Consider the following 22,606-nt stretch of genomic DNA (forward strand, 5'->3'; position numbering starts at 1 on the left):
TGGATCGACAGCGGGACAGTAGGGTGTGGCGGATTGCCACAGCAGTCGCTTCAGTGAATCGTCGTTTTCTATAACTAATTGAAAGTTAAGCTGGTTATTGCATATTTCAGAGAGTTAACAGATCACTTTTAACTAAAGTATTAATGCTATTTAACAGACCCGAAAGTTATGCAGAAGGTGAAGTCTCGTCTAAGTTGCTGAGCAATGATTCATTGTCGTCACGGTCAGGTGTTCGAAGTTGATGCGTGTTGATTCAAGGTGTTGATGTGGGTTGTACACGCATTCATGGATGAAGAGTTTGACCCTACAAGGAGTTGAGCGTGGGTAAACGTCAGGTCATGGATGTTGTCGGTCATATTTCCCCTCTTTCCATGGCTGTGCGCCTGGGGCTTGCCGGGCTGCTTCTGGGCCTTGCCAGCCCGCAAGCACTGGCGGCCTGCTCTCCGGCCAGCCCGGCAGCGGGGGGCACGGTAACCTGCACCGGTGTTCCGACACTGCCATTACTGCTCAATACCTTTTCCAGTTCGGTCGATGACCTGACTGTCAACGTGGCCAGCGGCGCCGGGATCAACGCAGTCTTGGGCGGGAGTGCGTTGAACCTGATCGGGAACAACATCACGCTGAACAACGCCGGGACCATCGACCCGGCGTTTGCCGGGTTGATTACCTTGCTGAGCAACGGTGTCGTGATCGGCAACGCGGCCGCCTCGACGGTCAATGTCAGTAACGCCGGCACTGGCGTTCTTCGCGGCTCGTCAGGCGTGCTGAGCCTGAACCTGACCACCCTCGACGGCATGGCGCTGAACATCAATAACGGGGTCGGCGGCACGACGAACATTTCCAACAGCGGCACCATCGATTCATCCGCTTTGCTCGGGTTGACCCTGACCGGGTCCGATGCACCGGTGGTGGCGGTGTTCGGCGGCTCCCAGGTCTCGATGGTCAACGCGGGTTCCATTGTCGGGCGCGTGGCATTCGAGACCTCGGCGGGTGGCAACTCCTTCATCAACACCAGTGCCATCAGCGGCAGTGTGTCGATGGGGGCCAACAGCACCAACACGTTCACCGCGGTGACCGGGTCGAGCATCTCTGCCGGGGGCGGTTCCGGGTCGAGCCTGGGTGGTCTGATCGGTATCGACCTGACCTTTGCGCCAACGGGCCAGATCGACGGTGGTGCCGGTGGCAGCAACAACCTGATCCTGCAAAACCCGATCGGGGTCGGCGGCGGCACCTCGGGTGTCGGCTCGGCGTCCAGCGCCAACTACATCAACTTCAATAACCTGCGGGTCGACAGCGGCACCTGGACCCTGCAAGGGGCCTTGGTCAGCGGCAGCGCTACGCTGAACGGTGGTGTTTCGCTGTTCAACAACAACGCGACATTCGGCAGTGGCGTGCTCACCGTCAATGGCGGGATTTTGCAGGCCAGCAACGCCGGTCTGAACCTGAGCAACCTGATCACTCTGGGCAGCAGCGGCGGGACCCTGCAAGGGGCTAACGGCGTGACGTTGTCCGGCGTGATCTCGGGCAGTGGCGGCCTGACCAAGAACGGCACCGGTCAACTGACGCTCAGCGCGGCCAACACTTACGGCGGCAACACCACGATCAACAGCGGTTCAGTGCTGCTGGGCAACAACCTGGCGTTCAGTACCGGGACGGTGACCTTCGGCGGTGCGGGTACGTTGTCGGCACCGGGGACGGTCACGCTGAACAACCTCATCACCCTCAATAACAACATGACCACCACCGGCACGGGCAGCCTGACGCTGGCGGGGCAGATCAGCGGCAGTGGCGGGATCAACAAGAGCGGCAGCGGCAGCCTGACGCTCAGCGGCAACAACACCGGCTACACCGGCACGACGAACCTGAACACCGGCACTCTGACGGTAGGCAACAACAATGCGCTGGGCACCGGAGCGCTGATCGTCAACGGCGGCGCAAACCTGGACACCACCGGGGTGGTGAGCCTGGCCAATAACGTGACGCTCAATGCCAACCTGAGCACCGTCGGCAGCAACGCACTGACGTTGAGCGGTGTGATCTCTGGCGCCGGGGGCCTGCTCAAGAATGGTTCGGCGGACCTGACGGTGACGGGCAACAACACGTACCTGGGACCAACCTCGCTCAATGGCGGCAAGTTACTGGTCGGCTCCAACACCGCGCTGGGGACGGCAGCCCTGAACACTGCCGCAGGCACCACGCTGGACGCCACCACCGGCGTCACCCTGGCCAATAACGTCAGCATGGCGGCGGACCTGACCCTCGGTGGCTCCCAGGCACTGGCCCTCACGGGTTCGCTCACCGGTGCCGGCGGGGTGATCAAGAACGGCAGCGCGGCCCTGACGCTCAGCGGCAACAATGGTTATCTCGGCACCACCTCGCTGAATGCGGGTTCCCTGATTGTCGGTTCGAACACGGCGCTCAGCCTGGGAAGCTTGAGCGCGGCAGACAACACCACGCTGGATGCCAATGCGACGGTGGCGCTGAGCAACGCGCTGAATCTTGCCGGCAACCTGAACCTGGGCGGCAGCGCCGACCTGACCCTGAGCGGTGTGATCGGCGGCAACGGTGGCCTGACTAAAAATGGTGCGGCCAACCTGATTCTCAGCGGCGCTAATACCTTCCTCGCGGGCACCGCGCTCAACGCCGGGACCCTGACCGTGAACAACAACGCGGCGCTGGGCAGTGGCGCATTGACCGTTGGCGGTGCAGCCACCCTGGCCAACAGCGCGGGCATTGCCGTGGCCAATGACGTTGTACTCAATGCCGACCTGACCCTGGCCGGCACCAACGCCCTGACTTTGGGCGGCGTTATCAGCGGCGCCAGCCAACTGATCAAGAACGGCGCGCAAAACCTGACCCTCAACGGTGCCAACACCTTCCAGGGGGGCACCACCCTGAACGCAGGCACGCTGACGCTGGGCAATGCGGCGGCACTGGGCACCGGTGCCCTGACCGTGGCCGGCGCCAGTTCTCTGGACAGCGGTAGTGCGCTGACGGTGAACAATGCCGTCAACCTCAACGCCAACCTGACCGTTGCAGGTACCAATGCCTTGACGCTGGGCGGTGTGGTCGGTGGCGCGGGAGGCCTGATCAAGGCCGGCAGCTCAAGCCTGACCCTGACCGGCAACAACACTTATCAGGGCACTACGGCACTCAACGGTGGCTCGTTGATCGTCGGCTCCAACACGGCGCTGGGCACCGGGGCGCTGAACGCTGCGGCTGGCACGACCCTCGACGCCAGCACGGCGGTGACCCTCGGCAACAGCGTCAACCTGGGTGGCAACCTGACCCTTGCGGGCACCAGCGCCCTGACCCTCGGTGGCGTGGTCAACGGCGTCGGCGGGTTGATCAAGAACGGCTCGGCGGACCTGATCCTCAACGGCGCCAACGGGTATCTGGGCAACACTGCGCTCAACGTCGGCAAACTGATCGTTGGCAACAATAGCGCGCTCGGTAGCGGCGCCCTGAACGCCGCTGCTGGAACAACGCTGGACGCCAACACGGCCGTCACCCTGAGCAATCTGGTGAACCTGGCCGGTGCCCTGACGGTTGGCGGTACGGCCGACCTGACCCTGGCAGGGCTGGTCAACGGCGCGGGCAGTCTGGTCAAGAACGGTGCGGCCAACCTGATTCTCACCGGTGCCAACGGTTTCCTCGGTGGTACCACGCTCAACGCCGGGACCCTGACGGTCGGCAACGGTGCGGCGTTGGGGAGCAGCGCATTGACGGTGGGCGGGGCAGCCACTCTGGACAGCACCACCGCCGTCACCCTGAACAATGGCGTGGCCCTGAATGCCGACCTGACCGTCGGCGGCACCAATGGCCTGACGCTGAGTGGCGTCATCAGCGGCACCGGCCAACTGATCAAGGACGGCGCGGCCAATCTCACGCTCGACGGCATCAATACTTTCCAGGGCGGCACCGCCCTGAACGCCGGGACCCTGACCCTGGGCAATGGCTCGGCATTGGGCACGGGCGCACTGACCGTCGGCGGCGCAGCCACCCTGGACAACAGCGCTGCGTTCACACTGGGCAACGCGCTTGCGCTGAATGCCGACCTGAGTGTGGCGGGCAACAGCGGCCTGACCTTGAGCGGCGTCATCAGCGGCAGTGGTGCCCTGATCAAGAACGGTCTGGACAACCTGACCCTGAGCGGCACCAACACCTTCACCGGTGCGCTGAACGTGGTGAGCGGTAGCGTAAGCACCGCCAGCACCGGCGCCTTCGGCAACACCTCCGGCGCGAACATCAGCGCCAGTGCGAGTCTGAACATAGGCGCCAACGGCAACCTGGCGGGCCTGACCGGCAGCGGCGGGGTGCTGATCGGGGCAGGCAACACCTTGAGCGTCGGCGGTGCCAGTACCACCAGCACGTTCGACGGCGACATCAGCGGCAGTGGCAGCCTGACCAAGGTCGGCACCGGTACCTTCAACCTGACCGGGATCAACGGCATTACCGGCAACACCGTGATCAATGGCGGGACCTTTAACCTCAGCGGGTCACTGGGCAGTTCGACCGTCGCCGTCAACACGGGCGCTACCCTGACCGGCACCGGCTCGTTGCTGGGGGCGGTGAGCATCAACAGCGGCGGGCACCTGGCGCTGAGTTCCATCAGCACATTGTCGGCAGGCTCCTTGGTGATGAGCAGCACCGGCAACATGGACGTGAGCCTGGGCGCGCCGTCCACCACGTCCTTGCTCAATGTCGGTGGCAACGTGACGCTGGACGGCCTGCTGAACGTGACCGATGCCGGTGGCTTTGGCACGGGCGTCTATCGCTTGATCAACTACACCGGCAGCCTCCTGGACCTGGGGCTGGACATCGGCAGCATCCCGGTGGGTTTCAGCCTGGGGGATCTGCAAGTGCAGACGTCCATCGGCAACCAGATCAACCTGGTGGTCGCGGCCTCGAACCCCAACATCCGTTTCTGGGACGGCAGCCAGACCACGCCTAATGGCACCGTGGACGGCGGCACCGGCACCTGGAATCTCGGCAGCACCAACTGGACATCGGCCAACGGTACACTCAATCAAACCTGGGCCAGTGACTACGCGGTGTTCCAGGGCACGGCGGGAACGGTCACCGTGGACGGCACGCAAGCGTTCACCGGCATGCAGTTCGTCACGGACGGCTATAACCTGGTGACGGGGGCTGCGGGTCAACTGACGGCGGTCAACGGGACGGGCGGCAATGCGGCGATTCGGGTCGACCCGGGTTCCACCGCGACCCTCGGCGTGGGCATCAATGGCTCCGGCACCCTGGCCAAGCTCGACAGCGGCACTCTGGTACTCAACGGTGCCAACAGCTACACCGGCGGTACGTCGCTCAATGGCGGTACGTTGGTGGTGGGCAGCAACACCGCACTGGGCACCGGCCTGCTCACCGCCGCCGCGGGCACCACGCTGGACAGCAACACCGCGGTTACGCTGGGCAACGCCGTGAATCTGGCGGGTAACCTCACGGTGGCCGGCAGTAACGCGCTGACCCTGAACGGGGCGATTGGCGGCACGGGTGGTTTGATCAAAACCGGTGCGGCCAGCCTGACCCTCGGCGGCAATAACACCTACCTCGGCCCTACTGCGCTGAACGCGGGTGGGTTGATCCTGGCCGCCAACACCGCGCTGGGTTCTGGCGCGCTGAATGCCGCCAACGGCACCACACTGGATGCGAGCAGTGCGGTCAGTATCAGCAACGTGCTGAACCTGGCCGGTAGCCTGGGCATCGGCGGCACCGCCAACCTGACCCTGGGCGGCGCCATCAACGGTGCGGGCAGCCTGACCAAAAATGGCGCGGCCAACCTGATCCTCAACGCGGCCAACGGTTACCTTGGTGGCACCACGTTGAACGCCGGGACCCTGACCGTCGGTAATGCGGCGGCACTGGGGCTGGGCAATGTGACGGTCGCCGGGGCGTCGACCCTGGACAGCAACGCCGGCCTGACACTGGGCAATAACGTTGCATTGAACGCTAACCTGGCCGTTGGCGGCAGCAATGCGCTGACCCTTGGCGGTGTCCTCAGCGGCACCGGCGCCTTGACCAAGAATGGCAGCGCCAACCTGACCCTGAATGGCGTCAACACCTTCCAGGGCGGCACCACACTGACCGCCGGGACACTGACTCTTGGTTCCGCTGCGGCGTTGGGCACGGGCGCGCTGACTGTCGGCGGCGCGTCGACTCTGGACAGCACCTCAGCGCTGAGCCTGGTCAACGGCCTGAACGTCAACGCTGCCCTGAGCGTGGCGGGCAGCAACAACCTGACCCTGTCCGGCGTGGTGGCCAGCACCGGCACCCTGACCAAAAATGGCGCGGCTGACCTGACCCTCAGCGGGGCCAACACTTTTGGCGGGTTGTTCAACGTGCTCGGCGGTAGCCTCACTACCCTCGGCGGTTCGGCCCTGGGCAACAACGCCGGGGTCAACCTGGCGACCGGCACCCAGCTCAACCTCGGCGGCTCGGCCAGCATCGCCAGCCTGACCGGCAGCGGTACGGCACTGATCGGCGCCGGCAACACGTTGAGCATTGGTGGCAACAACCTGGGCAGCACCTTCGACGGTGTGCTGACCGGCACGGGCCTGCTGAACAAACTCGGCACCGGCACCTTGAACCTCACCGGCAACAGCACCCTGACCGGCGACACCAGCGTCAACGGCGGTACGCTTAACCTCAGCGGTTCGCTGGCCAGTACCAACGTGGCGGTGAACAGTGGCGGGACCCTGACCGGCACCGGCAGCCTGGGCGGTGCGGTCACGGTCGCCAACGGTGGTCATCTGGCCCTGAGCAGCGGCAACACCTTGTCGGTGGGCTCGCTGGTGTTGGCACCCAGCGCCAACCTGGATGTCGGTCTTGGCGTTCCGGTGTCGGGCGGCGGCACCTCGTTGCTCAATGTCGGCGGCAACCTGACCCTGGACGGCACCTTGAACGTCAGCGACATCGGCGGCTTCGGCAGCGGCGTGTATCGGCTGATCAACTACACCGGTGCCCTCACCGACAACGGTCTGGTGGTCGGCACCGTGCCGGGCAGTGTGGTGCCGGGTGATCTGCAAGTGCAGACCGCAGTCAGCAATCAGGTCAACGTGCTGGTGACGGCGCCGAACACCACGGTGCAGTTCTGGGACGGCGGCCAGTTGGTCGGCAACGGCGCCATCGACGGCGGCACCGGGACCTGGGGCAGCGGCACCACCAACTGGACCAACGTGGACGGTACGCTCAACCAAGCCTGGGGCAACAGCTTTGCGGTGTTCCAGGGCGCGGCGGGCACGGTCACGGTCAACGGTGCGCAAAGCATCACCGGCCTGCAATTCGTCACCAATGGCTACAACGTGGTGTCGGGTTCGAGCGGGACACTGACGGCGGTGAATGGCGGCACCGGCAACACCGCGATTCGTGTCGATCCGGGCGTGACTGCCACCCTCGATGTGGCCATCAATGGCACCGGCACGCTGGCCAAACTCGACAGTGGCACCCTGGTGCTCAATGGCGCCAATGGCTACACCGGGGGCACCGCCCTCAATGGTGGCAGCCTGGTCGTCGGCAACAACAGCGCGTTGGGCAGTGGCGTGTTGACCGCCGCCAATGGCACCACGCTGGACAGCAACAACGCCGTCAGCCTGAGCAACGCCGCGGTGCTGAATGGTGCACTGAACGTGGCGGGCTCTAATGCACTGACCTTGGGTGGCGTCGTCAGTGGCACGGGCAGCCTGATCAAGAATGGCGCGGCGAGCCTGACCCTCAATGGCGTCAACACGTATCAGGGCGGCACTCAACTCAACGGCGGGCAGCTGATTCTCGGCAATAACGCGGCAATAGGCAGTGCTGCCCTGAGCGTGGGCGGCAATGCACAACTCGACAGCCCGGTGGCGCTGCAACTGGCCAATGCGTTCAATCTGGGCGCCCAGTTGACCCTGGCCGGCAGCCAGGACCTGACCCTCAGCGGCGTCGTCAGCGGCACCGGCAGCCTGGTGAAAAACGGCAGTGGCGTGCTGGTGCTCAGCGGCGCCAACACCTACAGCGGCGGCACTATCCTCAACGGTGGCAGCACCAGTGGCAACACCAGCAGCCTGCAAGGGGCGATCTTCAACAACGCGTCGCTGACGTTCGCGCAAAACAGCAACGGCACGTACAGCGGCAACCTCACCGGCACGGGGACATTGATCAAAAGCGGCAGCGGCGATCTGTTGCTGACCGGCACTAACGCCCTGACCGGTGCGACCAACGTCCAGGCCGGTGGCTTGCTGGTCAATGGCAGCCTCGGCAGCACCAGTGTGAACGTTGCATCGGGTGCCAAACTTGGCGGCAGTGGCCAGATTGCAGGTGCCGTGCAACTGAGCAATGGCGCGAGCCTGACGGCGGGGGGCGCCGCGACACCGTTGTCGGTGGGTGCATTGAGCCTGGCGTCTGGCAGCACGCTGGACTTCACCCTCGGCCAGGCCAGCAGCTCGACCACCGTGGTCAACGTGGCCGGCAACCTGACCCTCGACGGTACGCTGAACATCACCCAAGGCGATGCCTTCGGCACCGGTATCTATCAACTGTTCCGCTACGGCGGCAGCCTGACCGACAACGGCTTGAGCTATGGCACCTTGCCGGGCGGCGTACTGCCCGCGAGCCTGTTTCTGCAAACTGCAGTGGCCAATCAGGTCAACCTGCTGGTGCAGAACACACCGGGTGAAGTGCAATTCTGGAACGGTGGCAAGACCAATGCCGACGGCACCATCAGCGGTGGCAGCGGCACTTGGGGGCCAGGCACCAACTGGACGGACCCCAACGGCACGCAGAGCCAGGGTACGAACAATCAGTTTGCGGTCTTTGGCGGGCAGGGCGGCACGGTCACTGTGGTTGGCAATCAAGGGTTCACCGGGTTGCAGTTCCTCGACTCCGGTTACACCCTGGTCGCGGGCAGCGGCGGCAGCTTGAGCCCGACCAATGCGGCTGACGGCACGCTGGCTGCCGTGCGGGTCAATGCCGGCGTCACCGCTCAGATCGACGCGCCATTGGTGGGCAGCGGCGGGATTGAAAAACTCGATGCCGGTACCTTGTTGCTGACCGGTGCCAACACCTACAGCGGTGGCACCACCATCAGCGGCGGCACCCTGGCCGGTAACACCACCAGCCTGCAAGGCCGCTTCCTCAACAACGCGCGGATGTTGTTTGCGCAGAACACCGATGGTCGTTTCAACGGCGTCATCAATGGCAGTGGCAGTCTGGTCAAACAGGGTGCAGGGCTGTTGCTGATCACCGGCAACCAGCCATTCAGCGGGACCGTGTCGGTGGAGCAAGGTGTGCTGCAAGTGGGTGACCGCAGCAATCCGACCACGTTCGGCGGTCAGGTCACCGTGGCCAATGGCGCCGGTTTGAGCGGCAACGGCAGCGTCGGTTCGCTGACCAACCATGGTCTGGTGCAATCCGGTGCCTCGGCTGGCACGCTCAGTGTGGCGGGTAACTTCAACAACGCCGCGGACGGTGTGCTCGACCTGACGGTGACATCGCCAACGAGTACCGCGCTCGCGGTCGGCGGCACGGCAACCCTGGGGGGCGGGCTGCAAGTGCACACCCTGGTGCCTTACACCGGTGACAAGACGTACTCGCTGATTACCGCCGGCGGCGGGGTCAACGGCACGTTCAGCGCCATCAGCCTGCCGAACCTGGCGTTCCTCAACACGGCGCTGGTGTACAGCGCCAATCAGGTCGGGCTGAGCGTCACCCGCAATCAGACGACATTCGCCCAGGTGGCCAACACCCCTAACCAGGGCGGTGTCGCCGGAGCATTGGATGCTTATGTGGGGGATGACGATGATGACGCCGAAGCGCTGAATTACCAGATCCTCAATCTGGACCAGGCTTCCGCCCGTTCAGCGTTCGACAGCCTGTCGGGGGAAATCCACGCCAGTACCGTCAGTGCGATGCTTGAAGACTCCCGGTACGTACGCGATGCGCTCAACGACCGTATGCGTCAACCGGGTTGCAGCGCCCAGGACGATCCACGGCGCACGCTGGCCTCCAGCGAAAACCGCTTGAGCAGCGAAGGTTGCCAGGGAGAAATGGTTGGCTGGATGCGCGTTCTTGGTGGCTGGGGTGACATGGACGGCGATGGCAATGCGGCCAAGCTGGACCGCAACCTGTCCGGTTTCATGCTCGGTACCGACCGTCAGCTCGACGAACAATGGCGCGCCGGTGCGGCCGTGGGTTACACCCGCAGCGACCTGAGCGTGGACCAGCGTCGGTCCGATGCCTCGGTGAATACCACGCACCTGGCGGCGTACGTCAACTCGCAGTTCGATGCGGTGGCGGTGCGTCTGGGCGCGGCGTACAGCTGGCACAAGATCGAAACCAAACGAGACGTCAGCGTCGGCAGCTACAACGATCGCCTGAAAGCCGATTACGACGCGCAAAGCGCGCAGGTGTTCGGTGAAGTCGGTTACGCACTGGAAACTGCCGGTGTGGCGCTGGAACCTTTCGTCGGTCTGTCTTACGTCAACTATGACAGTGACACCGGCAAGGAGAAGGGTGGGGCCGCTCGCTTGAAAACCGATGCCAGCCAGGACGTTACTTTCTCCACGGTCGGCCTGCGCGCCGGTAAGCGCATCACCTTGTCCAACGGCTCGCAGATCACCCCACGCGCAGCACTGGGCTGGCGCCATGCCTACGGCGATACCCAACCCGATGCCGACTTGACCTTCATTGACAGCGGCACCTCATTTACCACCCAGGGTGTACCGATCGCCAAGGACAGCGCACTGGTCGAGGCCGGTCTGGACTACCAGATCAGCCCCGCCGGCAAGCTGGGTATCGGTTACTCCGGCCAGTTGTCCCACGACAACAAGGACCACGCCATGACCATCAGTTTCAGCCTCGGTTTCTGATTCTGCCGAGGACTGACCGCCGCCCTTCAGGGCGGCTTTTTTTTGCTGCTACAGTTGTTTTTTTGATGGAACTTGACGGCCATGGACCTGCATCACCATCTGCTGTACCTCGAAGCACGGCTTCAGGAGCCGGCAACACGGGCTGACGCCCAGGCGCTATCGCAACTGATTGCCGATGACTTTCTTGAGTTCGGGGCCAGTGGCAATGCCTGGAGCAAAACGGACGTCGTCCAGCGCCTGCCTGACGAGCCGTTTACCGAGCGCACCATCAGCGACTTTTCGGCCCGGCTCTTGTCCGAGTCCGTCGCACTGGTGACCTACCGTTCCCGGCGTGCGGCAGCCATCGGACAGTCGGAACAGGTGTCTTTGCGCAGCTCGGTCTGGCGCAAGCAAAAGGAGCAGTGGCAAATGGTCTTTCACCAAGGCACGCCGCAATCGTAAATCGCCCCCAAACACCGGACGCGGGGCGCCGATGAGTGCCGGCAGGCTCGAGCGCTCTGCTAGAATCGCCCCCTTGACTTGACGAGGTGCACCCCATGAGCGAGCCGATTCGCCTGACCCAGTACAGCCACGGCGCCGGTTGCGGCTGTAAGATTTCCCCGCAGGTGCTGGAAGTGATTCTGGCCGGTAGCGGCGCGCAGAACCTGGACCCGAAACTCTGGGTCGGCAACGCCTCGCGCGATGATGCGGCGGTGTATGCCATCGACGACGAACGCGGCGTGGTCTCGACCACCGATTTCTTCATGCCGATCGTCGACGATCCGTTTGATTTCGGCCGCATCGCGGCCACCAACGCCATCAGCGACATTTACGCCATGGGTGGCGATCCGCTGATGGCGATTGCAATCCTTGGCTGGCCGGTCAACGTGCTGGCGCCGGAGATTGCCCGGGAAGTGATTCGGGGCGGCCGCTCGGTGTGTGACGAGGCCGGTATCCCGCTGGCCGGTGGGCATTCGATTGACGCCCCCGAGCCGATCTTCGGCCTGGCGGTGACCGGCCTGGTGCAAAAGCGCCACATGAAACGCAATGACACCGCCACCGTCGGGTGCCTGTTGTACCTGACCAAACCCCTGGGCATCGGCATCCTCACGACGGCCGAGAAGAAAGGCAAACTGCGTGACAGCGACGTGGGCCTGGCCCGTGACTGGATGTGCACCCTGAACAAACCCGGCAGTCGTTTCGGCAAACTGGACGGGGTGACCGCCATGACCGACGTCACCGGGTTCGGGTTGTTGGGGCACCTGGTGGAAATGGCCGATGGCAGCGGGGTGACTGCGCGCATCCACTATGACCGCGTGCCACGCCTGCCAGGCGTTGAATATTACCTGGACCAGGGCTGCGTCCCCGGTGGCACCTTGCGTAACTTTGACAGCTACGCCGACAAGCTCGGTCGCGTGCAGGAACTGCACAAGCGGGTATTGTGCGATCCACAGACCAGCGGCGGCTTGCTGATTGCCGTCACGCCGCAAGGCAACGAAGCGTTCCTGGCGATGGCCGCCGAACTGGGGCTCGACCTGGCGCCGATCGGTGAACTGATCGAGCGACAGAGCAACGCGGTAGAGGTGATCTGATGCCTGTCGACATCACCGACTATCGCGACATTTTCCTCACCGACCGACCGATGATGGACACCCGTGCGCCGGTGGAATTCAGCAAGGGTTCGTTCCCCGGCGTGGTCAACCTGCCGCTGATGAATGACAACGATCGTGAACAGATAGGCACCTGTTTCAAGCAACACGGCCAGCAGGCGGCGATTGCCCTGGGGCAACGGTTGGTGTCCGGTGAAGTAAAGGACCAACGTGTCCAAGCCTGGATGGAGTTTGTTCAGGCTCATCCCGATGGCTACTTGTATTGCTTCCGCGGCGGTCTGCGCTCACAGATCGTGCAGCAATGGATCAAGGAAGAGGCAGGAATCGACTATCCACGTATCGGTGGTGGATACAAGGCGATGCGTACGTTTTTGCTGGACACCGTCGATCAAGCGGTTGATCAGTGCGACTTCGTCCTCTTGGGCGGCATGACCGGAACCGGCAAGACTGAAGTGCTCGCGCAGTTGACCAATGGCCTCGATCTAGAGGGGCACGCCAATCATCGTGGTTCCAGTTTCGGCAAACGCGCGACAGGGCAACCGACCAACATCGACTTCGAAAATCGTCTGGCGGTGGATGTGTTGAAAAAGCGCGCCGGTGGCATCGTGCAATTCGTGCTGGAAGACGAAAGTCGCATGGTCGGTAGCTGTGCCTTGCCGTTGCCTCTGTACCAGGGCATGCAGGGTTTTCCGATGGTCTGGCTGGAAGACAGTGTCGAAGGACGGGTTGAGCGGATTTTGCAGGATTACGTGATCAACCTGCACGCCGAGTTTGTCGAGCTGTATGGCGAACAGGGCTTCTTGCTGTATGCGGAGCGTTTGATCTCCAGCCTGAACAATATTCACCGGCGTCTAGGTGGCGAGCGTCACCAGCGGATGCTCTTGCAGATGGAATACGCGCTGGCGGAGCAGGCACGAACTGGTTCGGTTGAGCTTTTTCGGGACTGGATCGAAGGGTTGCTGAGCGAGTACTACGACCCGATGTACGCCTTCCAGCGTGAGAAGAAAGGCGTCCGCATCGAATTCGCCGGGGAGCAGGCTGCCGTGCTCGAGTACTTGCGTGAGCGCAGCAGCCAGCGGGGCTGAGGGTTAAAGCAGGGCGGCGGCGATCAGCCCGCTGATCACGCCGATCAGCATGGTCAGCAGGGCAACGGTCACCAGCACCCGGGTGTCGAAATCCTTGCGCAGCATCAGCAGCGACGGCAGGCTGATGCTCGGCAGGGTCATCAGCAAGGCCACGGCCGGTGCGGTACCCATGCCCAGCGCCATCATGGTCTGCACGATCGGGATTTCAGCAGCGGTAGGAATCACGAACAACGTGCCGACGATGGCCAGCGGCACCAGCCACAGCAGGCTGTTGGCCATGGCACCGTCAACGTGCGGAAACAGCCAGACCCGAGCCGCCCCCAGCACCAGAACGGCCAGCACGTAAATCGGGATGGTGTTCCAGAACAACTGCCACAAGGTGCGCGCCCAGCGAGTGAGGAACGGCTCGCTGTCGACGTTGCTGGCGGCGGTCACGGCGTTCAGCGCGGCTTCCGGCAGTTGCTCGGGGCGCGCGACGCGTTGGGCCACCCACGACACCCCCAGCACCAGCACAATCCCGGCGACCAGACGCAATGCGGTGAACCCCCAGCCGAGCACGAAGCCCATGAACACCAGTGTCGCGGGGTTGAGCACCGGGTTGCCGATCCAGAAGGCCAGCGCTGCGCCCACCGAGACGTTCTGCCGACGCATGCCTGCCGCAACCGGCGCTGCGCAGCAGGAACACATCATCCCCGGCAGGGCGAACAGCCCGCCGCGCAGGGTCGAGGCGAAACCGGCGCGACCGAACAGCCGCAACAGCCAGTCGCGAGGGATCAGCACTTGCAGCAGCGAGCCGAGGATGACCGCCAGCACGGCGGCTTTCCAGATGGCCAGGAAGTACACCTTGGCGTACGCCAGGGCGGCGGCCAGCGGAGCGCTTTGTTCATCGTTGAGAATCGAGGCGCCAATGCTGTGATTTTCGGCGGCGACAAACACCTTGAGGTAGTAGGGCGACCACTTGACGTAGTACAGGCCCACGCAGGCGACCAGCAGGAAGAGGGCGGGTTTCCACCAGAACGACCAGCCCCGTTGAGGGGCGGCGAATGAGTTGGGCATGGAGAGGTTCCGGGCAGTCAGGACAGATGCGGCATCATACCCCAGCACGGTTTCATCCATGGCCTCGATGGCGTGTGGGCGCAAGTCACTCGATTATGTCGGACATGTCTGCTGGCCGTTATCCAGCCCTTGCTTGTAGCTGTGGCTGAGCAGGGTGGCCTTGCCGTTGTGCCAGGTCAGTGTCAGCACAAACAAGGTGTCGAAATCGCTGGATTTCCAGTCGTCGGTGATCGTGCGTTTTTCGCCGAGGGCTTCTTCGGCCACTTTGTTGATCAGTTCCGGCAGGTAACCGTGGGACCAGGCCGTATAGATGGTGGCGTTGTGGTACTTGTCGTGCATCAACTCGTCGGCCAGGGCGCTGGTGTCGTTGGCCGAGAATTCGATGTTCACCGGCAGGCCGAGCTTGATGGCACTGGGGCTGATGGTCATCAGGGGGCGAATGTAGCTGTAGGAGTTGTCGAACTCGCCCTCTTCAACATTGCGTGTCGGGTTGGCGGCGAAGACATAATTGGCCTTGCCGAACTTGTCCGGCAACAGTGTCGCCAGGTCGATGGCACGGTTCAGGCCCTGGCAGTTCAATTGACCCAGGCCACCGGCAGGTTTTTCCGCGTGGCGCAGGAACACCAGGGTTTGCGTGCCGTCAGCCGGCTGGGCGCGGCTTTCGCTCGATTCCAGCGACAGGAGCAGGCCACCCACCATCAGCATCGACGGCACGAACATGTAGCTGCGGTGCTTCAAGCGTTTGGCGAGGTTCAGCAGGTTGGTCATTGAATAGTCGATCTTCAGCACATTCGATTAAGGCTGACACACCTTTGCACCACGAGCGCCCTGCATCGGGTGGGTTTCCTTGTCATTGAAGCGGTCCGTCTCCCCAAAGGGCATTGCTCAGAGTCCCGTGACGCACTTTGGTTCGATGAGGGCCGGTGCGTGGCACTTTATCTGCTGTTGTGTCAGGGCTGGGCGCAGGTTAACCACAGGATGTTTCGGATTTAAGAATCCTGTGCCCGTGCAGTGCTTATAATCACGGCGCCCGACTGCCAGGCTCCAGTGGCCATGGCACTGTCTCACCCTTGAATTGTCACCGGATGTTGACCATGACCGATCTTCGCGACTTCCCGATTACCCGAAAATGGCCCGCGCAGTTCCCTGAATGGCTGCAGCTCTACTCCTTGCCGACCCCCAATGGCGTCAAGGTCTCGATCATGCTCGAAGAAACCGGCCTGCCCTACGAGGCGCACCGGGTTGGCTTCGAGACTCAGGATCAGTTCTCGCCCGAGTTTCTCTCGCTCAACCCCAACAACAAGATTCCGGCAATCATTGACCCTCATGGCCCGGGCGATGAGCCGCTGGCGCTGTTTGAATCCGGGGCGATCCTGATTTACCTGGCAGACAAGACCGGCCAGTTGCTGGCCCAGGAATCGGCGGCGCGCTACGAGACGATTCAGTGGCTGATGTTCCAGATGGGCGGTATTGGCCCGATGTTTGGTCAGTTGGGTTTCTTCAATAAATTTGCCGGCAAGGACTACGAAGACAAACGCCCCCGCGATCGTTATGTCGAGGAGAGCAAACGACTGTTGGGCGTGCTGGACACTCGCTTGCAAGGACGCAACTGGATCATGGGCGAGCGCTACACCATCGCCGATATCGCGATCTTCCCTTGGGTGCGCAACCTGATCGGTTTTTACGAAGCCGGGGACCTGGTGGGCATCAACGATTTCCCCAACGTGCTGCGTGTGCTGGAGCGCTTCGTGGCGCGGCCGGCGGTGATTCGGGGGCTGGAAATTCCCAGGTAGCGCCTGAAGATTGTGTATCTCGCAGCGCCGTGGGAGGCTTGGCGCCTTTGATTGAGCCAGGCAGGGAGTGGGGCGTTGAGTCGATTCGAATTTAAACAAGTGGACGTGTTCAGTCGCGTTCCGCTCAAGGGCAATCCGTTGGCCGTGGTGCTCGGCGCAGATGAGTTGAGCGCTGAACGCATGGCCGCGTTCGCGGCCTGGACCAACTTGAGTGAAACCACGTTCGTGCTGGCGCCGCGAGATCCGGAAGCCGATTACCGGGTTCGAATCTTCACCACCCTGGAGGAACTGCCGTTCGCCGGTCATCCGACCCTGGGCAGTTGTCATGCCTGGCTGGAGGCCGGTGGTATTCCCCGGGGTGAGGAGATCATTCAGGAGTGCGGTGTGGGCCTGGTGCGCATCCGTCGCCGGGGTGGCGAGCTGGCGTTCCTCGCGCCACCCTTGCTCAAGTCCGGTCCGGTGGACGCGTCGCTGGTGGAACGTGTGCGGCTGGGGTTGGGGCTTGAAGAAGGGGTCATCCTACGGGCGCAATGGGTCGATAACGGCGCTGGCTGGCTGGCGGTCATGCTCGCGGACCGGGCGCAGGTGCTGGCGTTGCAGCCCGATCACTCGCAAATGATGGGGCTGGCGGTTGGCGTGATCGCACCGTGGGATGCCGAGCGCGACGGCGATGCCGCGCAGTTCGAAGTGCGGGCGTTCATTTCTGGCGACGGCATGCCCGAAGACCCGGCCACCGGCAGCCTGAACGCCGGGGTTGCGCAATGGCTGTTGAGTGAAGGGCTGGCGCCTGCCTCTTATGTGGTGAGCCAGGGCCTGACCATGGGCCGCGCCGGACGCATCCAGGTCGAAAAAGTGGGCGATGAAATCTGGATCGGTGGCTCGACGGTGACCTGCATCGAAGGCACCTTGAATCTGTGAAGGATGGCACGGGCTGAGCGTATCTGCCCGGGCCAACGGTTCAGCGATTACCCACCGCCAGTTTGATGCCAAAACCGATCAGTGCGAGGCTCGCCACCCGTGACGCCAGTTTTCGGGCCAGCGGCAGGGTTTTCAAACGGTTGGCGGCGGCATTGCCGATCAGCACCAGCGCGCCCTGGTAGAGGAGGCTGATGAGCGAGACGTGAACCATCATCGCCACCAGCGTTGCGCTTGATGAGTCCGCGTGCAGAAACAGCGGGAAAAAGGCCACGAAGAACAGGATGACTTTCGGGTTGGTCAGGCTCACGAACAGCGCGTTGCGAAAGTAGCGTCGCGCCGAGCGTTTCGGTTCCAGGGACGCATCGCCTCGGGTCGCGGACGACCGGAGCATTTGCACCCCCATCCAGCACAAATAGGCTGCGCCAAACCATTGCAGGACCTGAAACAGTACAGGGTTGGCATTCATGATCGCGGCCAGGCCTGCGGCAGCGGCAATCATGTAGGTGGCATCCCCCAACAACGTACCGAAGACCGCCGCGAAGCCTGCGCCAACGCCGTTTCTGGCGGTGGCATTAAGGATGGCGAACGTGCCGGGGCCGGGCATCAACTGAAAGATCACAATCGCGGCGATAAAGCTGCCGTAGTTTTGAATGTCGAACATGCGGGTTCACTCCTGATCCTTGGGGGCTCATCGCCGGTTGCGCCACGCGCGCCTTCCACGGCCAACCCTACAACGCGGCTTGAGGACCGGCAACTGTGCCAGGCATCAGGCGCAAACAGGGTGTTCGATTATTGCAGTCGCTGTAATAAACTGTTCCACAACCTGCGTTTGTGTCGCTGTCGGCCAAGGGCATAAGCTTGCACCCTCTACGGCTTTCGTCTCGTCCATGCCTTTGGACTTTTTTCAGGAAAACCCATGTCCAGCCAGTTCCCCGAAGCACGTCCACGCCGTCTGCGCCGCTCGCCTGCATTGCGCAGCCTGTTCCAGGAAACCGAGTTCAGCCTCAATGATCTGGTGTTGCCGATCTTCGTCGAAGAAGAAATCGACGACTTCGTGCCCATCACCAGCATGCCTGGCGTGATGCGTATTCCGGAATCGAAACTGGCCGGTGAAATCGAGCGTTATGCCCGCGCCGGTATCAAGTCGGTGATGACCTTCGGCGTTTCCCATCACCTGGACGGCACGGGCAGTGACACCTGGAACGAGCGGGGGCTGGTCTCGCGCATGGCCGGGATCTGCAAGGATGCGGTGCCGGAGATGATCGTGATGTCCGACACCTGCTTTTGCGAATACACCGACCACGGCCACTGCGGCGTGTTTCACGGCGGCGAAGTCGACAACGACCAGACGCTGATCAACCTGGGCAAGCAAGCCGTTGCCGCTGCCCGTGCCGGGGCCGATGTGATTGCACCGTCGGCGGCCATGGACGGGCAAGTCCAGGCCATTCGCCGGGCGCTCGACGAGGCCGGTTTCACTCAGACGTCGATCGTGGCGTACTCGACCAAATTCGCCTCGGCGCTTTACGGTCCGTTCCGCGAAGCGGGCGGCAGCGCCCTCAAGGGTGATCGCAAAAGCTACCAGATGAACCCGATGAACCGCCGCGAAGCCGTGCGCGAATCGTTGCTCGACGAGCAGGAGGGTGCCGACGCCTTGATGGTCAAACCGGCCGGTGCCTACCTGGACATCATTCGCGATATCCGCGAAGCCTCACGCTTGCCGCTGTCGGCGTATCAGGTCAGCGGTGAGTACGCGATGATCAAGTTTGCCGCCCAGGCTGGCGCCATCGACGAAGACCGCGTGGTGCGTGAAAGCCTGGGGGCGATCAAGCGCGCCGGAGCCGACCTGATCTTCACCTACTTCGCGATGGACCTGGCCTTGAGCGGGATCTAAACGCCTGTGCAGGTTCAACTGAAGTCCAGTGTCATCCGGCGATCCTTGAAGTAGCGCTCGATGACTTTCGGGTCTGCCGACAGGTCCGCCAGCGCCACGTAAGTGTCGGGCCTGAGCAGGTAGAACCCGTTGCGCGCCAGCCCGGCCGCTTCAAAGGCCGGGTCCCAGTCGAACACGTGCAAGGCCAGACCCTGTTCGGCGCACCAGCGGCGCATTTCGTCGCTGGTGTCGCCGTACACCTGCACCTGCCAATTCATGCTCGACAGTGTGTCGAAGTTGTCCACGCCAGGCGCTTGCGCCCAAGGCAGCCGGTCTCCGCCATGGACATGCCCCTCATTGCCCGCGCTCAGGGCTGATCCCCGGTAGTTCAAGGTGATTTGCGACACGGTGCGAAAGAGAAATTCGCGGGCCGGTTCCAGTGCGGCAATTTTCGGGATCAGCAACGGCGCGAGACGCGTGCGCAGCAAATCGGCCATCTGGCCTTCGGCGGTGACGAAGCTGAAGACCCGGTCGGTGGTCGCCACCAGCCGTCGGGCGAAACCGATGCGTTCTGCTTCATAGGTGTCGAGCAAGTCGTCCGAGGCCTTGCCGGCCAGGACGGCGGCCAGTTTCCAGGCCAGGTTGATCGCGTCGCCGATTCCGGTGTTCATGCCTTGGCCACCGGCAGGGCTGTGGACATGGGCCGCATCGCCGAGCACAAATACTCGACCACGCCGAAAATGTTCCGCCACGCGGTGATGAACCCGGTAAGTCGAAAACCAGTTCACCTGATGGACCTGCACCTTGAGGTGGTCGATGGCGCGGCGGCTGACGTCCTCGAACTGCAACGACTCCAGGTGCTCGGTGCGTTCGTCGCGCACAGTGCCGATCAGGCGGGCATGGCCTTCACCGGCCAACGGGAACACCGCGAGAAAGTCTGCTTCATCAAGGTCCGCGTGCAGTTCGCCGTTGATCGCCGGGCCCGAGGCGTTCACATCGGCCACATAGAACACTTGTTGGTAAGTGCCTCCAGGGAAATCCAGCCTCAAGGTTTTGCGCACAATGGAACGCGCGCCATCGCAACCGGCGAGGTAGCTGGCCTTGCAGGTTTCGTCCCGGCCTTGCGCGTTGCGCAGGTGGGCGGTGATGCCGTTGTCATGTTCGTAGAACAACGTTAATTCTGTGGTGCGCTCCACGGCGACGCCGAACTGCTCAAGCCGCTCGATCAGCAGTTGCTCATGTTGGTCCTGCGGGAATATTTCGAGGAAAGAGTAGGGCGTCAGGCCCTTGCCGATCTGTTCGAAGGACAGGCGCGCCGCCGGGGCACCTTTGACCCACAGATTGACTGCCGGCACTTTGTGGCCGTTTTGCACCACCGTCTGGCTGAGGTCCAGTTGCCGATACAGCTCCAGGGTTCGCGCCTGGACGGCCAGCGCCCGGGACGTGGTACCGGGCGCGGCGGTCTTGTCGACGATGCGCACCTTGACCCCAAACTTGCTCAGCCACAGCGCCAATACCAGGCCGGTCGGGCCGGCGCCCACGATCAGCACATCGCAGTGGTTCATGGCGCGTTCCTCTTTCAGGCGTGCACCCAGTGCGCGCGCTGTTCTATTGATTGAAGGACATCGGCGCCGGCTTTTCCAGCGTCCTGCCCGAGCGCGTTGAACAGCCTGGCGTCAGCACGGTCGATATCCGCGGCGACCCGCCTCGGGGTATCGTCTGGCCAGCGTGGGGAGCGAGCGAGGGAACATGCGCACACATCGAATGATCATGGCGTTCGCGGCGCTGCTGGCGCTGGCCGGTTGCGGGACGCAGCGTGGCCGCGAGGCGCCCGAGGTTAACCCGGCACAGGTCAAGGCTCAGATTGTCCGGCTGTTGCCGGCCAAAACGACTGACCGCGAAGGCTGGGCGAACGACATCTACACCGCGTTTGCCACACAAGGGCTTGTCGCCAATACCCGGAACCTGTGTGCGGTGCTGGCGGTGACCGAACAGGAGTCGACGTTCCAGGCCGACCCATCCGTGCCGGGGCTGGGCAAGATCGCCCGCGATGAAATCGATCGGCGCGCTGCCAGGGTGTACATCCCCAGTGTGCTGGTGAGCGGCGCGTTGCAGGTGCGATCTTCCAGCGGTAAAAGCTACAGCGACCGACTGAAGGCGGCGCGCAGTGAGAAAGAACTCAGCGCCATCTTCGATGACTTCATCGACCGGGTGCCGATGGGCCAGACATTGTTCGGTGGTTTCAACCCGGTGCATACCGGCGGGCCGATGCAGGTCAGCATCGCCTTCGCCGAGAAGCACGCGCGCGGTTATCCCTATCCGGTGGACGGCACGATCCGGAACGAAGTGTTCAGCCGGCGCGGGGGGATGTATTTCGGTATCGCCCACCTGCTGGGGTATCCGGTGAGTTACACCCAGCCGCTGTACCGTTTTGCTGACTTCAACGCCGGTTGGTACGCCAGCCGCAATGCGGCGTTCCAGAATGCGCTCAGTCGTGCATCGGGCCGCCCCTTGGCGCTGGACGGCGACCTGATCCGCTACGACTCGATCATGCCCGGCACCACGGAGTTGGCGGTGCGTACGCTGGGGCAGTCACTGGGCATGCGCAATACGACCATTCGGGACCAGTTGGCGTTGGGCAATAGCCTTGAGTTCGAAAACAGCACGCTCTACCAGCGAGTGTTCGAACTGGCCGAAAAGAAACAGGGCAAAGCGCTGCCCCGTGCGGTCCTGCCGGGAATCGTGCTGCAAAGTCCGAAAATTACCCGTCAGCTCACCACAGCCTGGTTCGCCAAACGGGTCGATGAACGTTATCAGCGCTGCCTGACGCGGGCGTCAGGCAGCTGAGGCTCAGGCAGCCGTGGGCCGTTCCCGTTCCACGTGTTGGATGTAGTGCTCGGGTGTGCTGCCGTTGAGGGGTTTGATCATCATGATCAGGGTATTGAGGCGCTTGCCCATTTCGACGCTGTCGCGGCGCCGGATCTCCGAAAAGCCCTGGCGCTGCCAGAAGCGTTCGGCGGGCACGTTGCCGTGGACCACCGCCAGGCGCAGCCACTGCGCACCGTTGGCCAGCGTCCAGTCCTGAAGATCCTGATAAAACGCCTGAGCGTCGCCGGTCCCGTGACGTCCGGGCGCCACCATGAACAGGCCGAGCTGCCAGACAGCAGGCTCCATCAGGTCGCTGACCAGTTGCGCAACAGCCACCAACACGCCATCGCAGTCCTCAAACCCCAGCGTCCACTTCTGACTGAAGGTAAAACCGGGCGGCAGTTCGTGGAGCAACTCGTTGCGGGCCTCATCCGGTGTGGCGGGCTCTCCATGAATCGTCAGGAAATACCCGGGGCTTTCGTCGAAGAAACGCTGCAGGCGTACTTCGTCGTCGCTGCCCAGTTCAACAACGCGAACATTGGGGCGCGAAGATAACGGTAGGTTCATG

Annotated in this window: 13 protein-coding genes; 8 read left to right on the plus strand and 5 right to left on the minus strand. The window is 62.9% G+C overall.

Annotated features, from left to right (window positions below; translation table 11 throughout):
* Positions 1-371 precede the first annotated feature (371 nt).
* From AABM54_RS11165 to mnmH, 4 genes are all read left to right on the plus strand, one after another.
* Complete coding sequence (locus AABM54_RS11165; protein WP_347906170.1) at positions 372-10,859, plus strand: autotransporter-associated beta strand repeat-containing protein; 10,488 nt, start codon at positions 372-374, stop codon at positions 10,857-10,859.
* An 81-nt stretch (positions 10,860-10,940) separates the two neighbouring features.
* Positions 10,941-11,300, plus strand: coding sequence for a DUF4440 domain-containing protein (locus AABM54_RS11170; RefSeq protein ID WP_347905514.1), 360 nt, complete (start codon positions 10,941-10,943; stop codon positions 11,298-11,300).
* Positions 11,301-11,395: 95 nt separating this feature from the next.
* Positions 11,396-12,430, plus strand: coding sequence for a selenide, water dikinase SelD (gene selD, locus AABM54_RS11175; protein ID WP_347905515.1), 1,035 nt, complete (start codon positions 11,396-11,398; stop codon positions 12,428-12,430).
* Positions 12,430-13,533: a tRNA 2-selenouridine(34) synthase MnmH gene (mnmH, locus tag AABM54_RS11180; RefSeq protein ID WP_347905516.1), complete on the plus strand. Its 1,104-nt coding sequence runs from the start codon at positions 12,430-12,432 to the stop codon at positions 13,531-13,533. Before selD ends, mnmH begins: the two co-directional genes overlap by 1 nt.
* A gap of 3 nt (positions 13,534-13,536) precedes the next feature.
* Here the strand turns inward: mnmH and AABM54_RS11185 are convergent, their stop codons facing one another.
* Together AABM54_RS11185 and AABM54_RS11190 are read right to left on the minus strand one after the other, a co-directional pair.
* A complete protein-coding gene (locus AABM54_RS11185) occupies positions 13,537-14,589 on the minus strand; it encodes a permease (protein WP_347905518.1) in 1,053 nt (350 codons plus the stop codon).
* Positions 14,590-14,682: 93 nt separating this feature from the next.
* Complete coding sequence (locus tag AABM54_RS11190) at positions 14,683-15,357, minus strand: histidine phosphatase family protein (protein ID WP_347905519.1); 675 nt, start codon at positions 15,355-15,357, stop codon at positions 14,683-14,685.
* Between the two features lie 326 nt (positions 15,358-15,683).
* On the opposite strand from AABM54_RS11190, the gene AABM54_RS11195 reads away from it, so the two are divergent.
* Together AABM54_RS11195 and AABM54_RS11200 are read left to right on the plus strand one after the other, a co-directional pair.
* Positions 15,684-16,382 (plus strand): glutathione S-transferase N-terminal domain-containing protein, encoded by a 699-nt coding sequence (locus AABM54_RS11195; RefSeq protein ID WP_347905520.1) that lies wholly within the window; start codon positions 15,684-15,686, stop codon positions 16,380-16,382.
* A 75-nt stretch (positions 16,383-16,457) separates the two neighbouring features.
* Positions 16,458-17,300 (plus strand): PhzF family phenazine biosynthesis protein, encoded by an 843-nt coding sequence (locus AABM54_RS11200; protein ID WP_347905522.1) that lies wholly within the window; start codon positions 16,458-16,460, stop codon positions 17,298-17,300.
* Between the two features lie 40 nt (positions 17,301-17,340).
* Here AABM54_RS11200 and AABM54_RS11205 read toward each other — a convergent pair whose 3' ends face one another.
* The gene (locus AABM54_RS11205) at positions 17,341-17,961 is read right to left on the minus strand and encodes a LysE family translocator (protein WP_347905523.1); all 621 of its coding nucleotides are present in this window, start codon (positions 17,959-17,961) and stop codon (positions 17,341-17,343) included.
* Positions 17,962-18,216: 255 nt separating this feature from the next.
* On the opposite strand from AABM54_RS11205, the gene hemB reads away from it, so the two are divergent.
* Positions 18,217-19,191, plus strand: a complete 975-nt coding sequence (gene hemB / locus AABM54_RS11210; RefSeq protein WP_347905524.1) for a porphobilinogen synthase — start codon at positions 18,217-18,219, stop codon at positions 19,189-19,191.
* A 14-nt stretch (positions 19,192-19,205) separates the two neighbouring features.
* Here the strand turns inward: hemB and AABM54_RS11215 are convergent, their stop codons facing one another.
* On the minus strand, positions 19,206-20,735 hold the full coding sequence (locus AABM54_RS11215) for an FAD-dependent monooxygenase (protein WP_347905525.1): 1,530 nt from the start codon (positions 20,733-20,735) through the stop codon (positions 19,206-19,208).
* Between the two features lie 184 nt (positions 20,736-20,919).
* On the opposite strand from AABM54_RS11215, the gene AABM54_RS11220 reads away from it, so the two are divergent.
* Complete coding sequence (locus tag AABM54_RS11220; RefSeq protein WP_347905526.1) at positions 20,920-22,017, plus strand: DUF1615 domain-containing protein; 1,098 nt, start codon at positions 20,920-20,922, stop codon at positions 22,015-22,017.
* A gap of 3 nt (positions 22,018-22,020) precedes the next feature.
* Here AABM54_RS11220 and AABM54_RS11225 read toward each other — a convergent pair whose 3' ends face one another.
* Positions 22,021-22,605, minus strand: a complete 585-nt coding sequence (locus AABM54_RS11225) for a GNAT family N-acetyltransferase (RefSeq protein ID WP_347905527.1) — start codon at positions 22,603-22,605, stop codon at positions 22,021-22,023.
* Between the last annotated feature and the right edge of the window lies 1 nt (position 22,606).

Origin of the sequence: Pseudomonas purpurea (assembly GCF_039908635.1) — a bacterium.
In the GTDB taxonomy this organism is placed as follows: Bacteria; Pseudomonadota; Gammaproteobacteria; order Pseudomonadales; family Pseudomonadaceae; genus Aquipseudomonas; species Aquipseudomonas purpurea.

Excerpts from the sequence above, each read along its gene's own strand:
- AABM54_RS11165 (WP_347906170.1), top strand. The coding sequence starts at position 372 with ATGGCTGTGCGCCTGGGGCTTGCCGGGCTGCTTCTGGGCCTTGCCAGC.
- AABM54_RS11170 (WP_347905514.1), top strand. The coding sequence starts at position 10,941 with ATGGACCTGCATCACCATCTGCTGTACCTCGAAGCACGGCTTCAGGAG.
- selD (WP_347905515.1), top strand. The coding sequence starts at position 11,396 with ATGAGCGAGCCGATTCGCCTGACCCAGTACAGCCACGGCGCCGGTTGC.
- mnmH (WP_347905516.1), top strand. The coding sequence starts at position 12,430 with ATGCCTGTCGACATCACCGACTATCGCGACATTTTCCTCACCGACCGA.
- AABM54_RS11185 (WP_347905518.1), bottom strand. The coding sequence starts at position 14,589 with ATGCCCAACTCATTCGCCGCCCCTCAACGGGGCTGGTCGTTCTGGTGG.
- AABM54_RS11190 (WP_347905519.1), bottom strand. The coding sequence starts at position 15,357 with ATGACCAACCTGCTGAACCTCGCCAAACGCTTGAAGCACCGCAGCTAC.
- AABM54_RS11195 (WP_347905520.1), top strand. The coding sequence starts at position 15,684 with ATGACCGATCTTCGCGACTTCCCGATTACCCGAAAATGGCCCGCGCAG.
- AABM54_RS11205 (WP_347905523.1), bottom strand. The coding sequence starts at position 17,961 with ATGTTCGACATTCAAAACTACGGCAGCTTTATCGCCGCGATTGTGATC.
- hemB (WP_347905524.1), top strand. The coding sequence starts at position 18,217 with ATGTCCAGCCAGTTCCCCGAAGCACGTCCACGCCGTCTGCGCCGCTCG.
- AABM54_RS11215 (WP_347905525.1), bottom strand. The coding sequence starts at position 20,735 with ATGAACCACTGCGATGTGCTGATCGTGGGCGCCGGCCCGACCGGCCTG.
- AABM54_RS11220 (WP_347905526.1), top strand. The coding sequence starts at position 20,920 with ATGCGCACACATCGAATGATCATGGCGTTCGCGGCGCTGCTGGCGCTG.
- AABM54_RS11225 (WP_347905527.1), bottom strand. The coding sequence starts at position 22,605 with ATGAACCTACCGTTATCTTCGCGCCCCAATGTTCGCGTTGTTGAACTG.